This window comes from Methanosarcinales archaeon, from assembly GCA_014859725.1.
Lineage (GTDB): Archaea > Halobacteriota > Methanosarcinia > Methanosarcinales > Methanocomedenaceae > Kmv04.
This window is the reverse complement of the sequence record JACUTQ010000268.1, coordinates 1-2,008: the sequence shown is the minus strand read 5'-3', so window position 1 is coordinate 2,008 and position 2,008 is coordinate 1. Positions and strand designations below refer to the sequence as shown.

The window sequence follows — 2,008 nt, the reverse complement described above, 5'->3', positions numbered from 1 at the left end:
AGGGGTACTTTCATATTTTTGTGCATGTTATTCGAAGAATTTCATGTACGTTTTTTGAAATAGTCTTCTCAGCAGGGTGCATAATTAAGATCAGTGGGAAAGTATTTTATCCCATTGCAATAATTTGTGACTGGACTGAGATTGACTCACGGGTTATTTAAATGAATTCCCAGAATAATAATAAGCTTATTGATCGAATTCTTGAACTGAAAGAAGAACGTAATGCAGTTATTTTAGCCCATAATTACCAGCGTGGGGAGGTTCAGGATATTGCTGATTTTACAGGAGACAGCCTGGGGTTAAGCCAGCAGGCTGCAGCACATGAAGCTGAAGTGATCGTGTTCTGCGGAGTGGACTTTATGGCTGAAAGTGCAGCTATATTGAGCCCGCAAAAGACCGTATTGATGCCTGAACTGGCAGCCCAGTGCCCTATGGCGGCTATGATCACACCTGAAACCCTGATTCAGATGAAAAAAGAACATCCTGGTGCCATTGTGGTCGCATATGTGAACACAAGCGCAGCTGTGAAAGCTGAATCAGATGTCTGTTGCACCTCTTCAAATGCTGTGCAGGTAGTGAACAGCCTGGAAGAGGATGACGTGATCTTCGTACCAGATAAGAACCTGGCAATGTATGTGCAGCGTAACACTGATAAAAATATTATTATATGGGATGGTTACTGCCCAACACACCACCAGATACTGGCCGGGGATGTCCTGCTGTTAAAGGATGAACATCCCGAAGCCGTAGCAGTGGTACATCCTGAATGCAAACCAGAGGTAATAGACATTGCCGATGCGGTCTTAAGTACCGGGGGTATGGTCAAGTATGTTAAAGAGTCCAGAAATAATGAGTTCATTATAGGGACTGAAGTGGGAATGCTGCACAGGCTTAAAAATGAGAATCCTGATAAGATATTCTATCCTGCATCCAAATATGCGGTATGTCCTAACATGAAAATGAACAGTCTGAAGAGCATCATAGATGCACTGGAGAAGAACCAGTATGTTATTACTGTCCCTCAGCCGCTTAGAATACGAGCTAAACAGGCACTAGACCGCATGCTTGAGGCCGGACGTGGCGATTGATGCCAGCTTTTTTCAGACCAGTGACCACTGTACTGGAATTGCTCAGGTGGAGCAATTGTGTAATGGCAGGATTTGCAGCACTTGTGGGGACATTAATTGCATTTCTGGCACTGCCTGATTCAATGCATATACAAATAGTATATGAGCCTGTTCTTGTTTTTTCAGTTGTCTTTTTAGTAACCGGAGCAGGCAATGTCATAAATGACTATTTCGATCATAAGATAGACAGCGTAAACAGACCTGATAGACCCATTCCTTCTGGCAGGATAAAGCGGAAGACTGCCCTGTACATAGCAATTTCTTTGTTCGTGATGGGAATATTATTATCCTGGTTTTTAGGTCTCATATGCCTGTTCCTGGCTGCTTTCAATTCCTTGCTCCTCATCTTTTATTCCAGCACATTCAAGCGCATGGCACTGATGGGTAATGTGGTGGTTGGGTATCTTGCAGGTTCAACATTCTTGTTCGGAGGTGCACTTGAGATCTTTAATGGTATGGGTATCAGGTCAAATGTGGTCCTGTTCCTGCTGGCAGTTCTGGTTACCATGGCCAGGGAGATCGTAAAGGACATCCAGGATATGGAAGGGGATTCGGAGTCCGGTGCAACTACACTGCCGATAAGTATTGGAAAGGAGTTCTCAGCAAGATTGGCTGCTGTATTAGGATTGACAGGGGTGATCCTGAGCCCACTTCCGCTTTTGCTAAATGGAGCTTTCGGGGCATCATATCTGGTAATAATATTTGTGGCAGACCTATTATTATTATTATCAATCAATGAAATAATATTGAAGGATAATTCAGGAAAATCATCCAAATTGCTTAAAATTGCTATGTTCTTAGCTTTGATCGCCTTTGTTGTTGGTGCAATTCCATTAAATAATATATTTTAATATGTGATATTTATTCCCGGGGTTTTGTAT

2 protein-coding genes are annotated in these 2,008 nt (G+C 42.7%); both read left to right on the top strand.

The window, feature by feature from the left end; all coding sequences use genetic code 11:
• Positions 1-161 precede the first annotated feature (161 nt).
• Positions 162-1,088 (top strand): quinolinate synthase NadA, encoded by a 927-nt coding sequence (gene nadA, locus IBX40_13140; GenBank protein MBE0525256.1) that lies wholly within the window; start codon positions 162-164, stop codon positions 1,086-1,088.
• Positions 1,088-1,978 carry a geranylgeranylglycerol-phosphate geranylgeranyltransferase gene (locus tag IBX40_13135; protein MBE0525255.1) on the top strand — a complete coding sequence of 297 codons (891 nt, stop codon included), beginning with the start codon at positions 1,088-1,090 and terminating at the stop codon, positions 1,976-1,978. Before nadA ends, IBX40_13135 begins: the two co-directional genes overlap by 1 nt.
• Positions 1,979-2,008 lie beyond the last annotated feature (30 nt).

Excerpts from the sequence above, each read along its gene's own strand:
- nadA (MBE0525256.1), top strand. The coding sequence starts at position 162 with ATGAATTCCCAGAATAATAATAAGCTTATTGATCGAATTCTTGAACTG.
- IBX40_13135 (MBE0525255.1), top strand. The coding sequence starts at position 1,088 with ATGCCAGCTTTTTTCAGACCAGTGACCACTGTACTGGAATTGCTCAGG.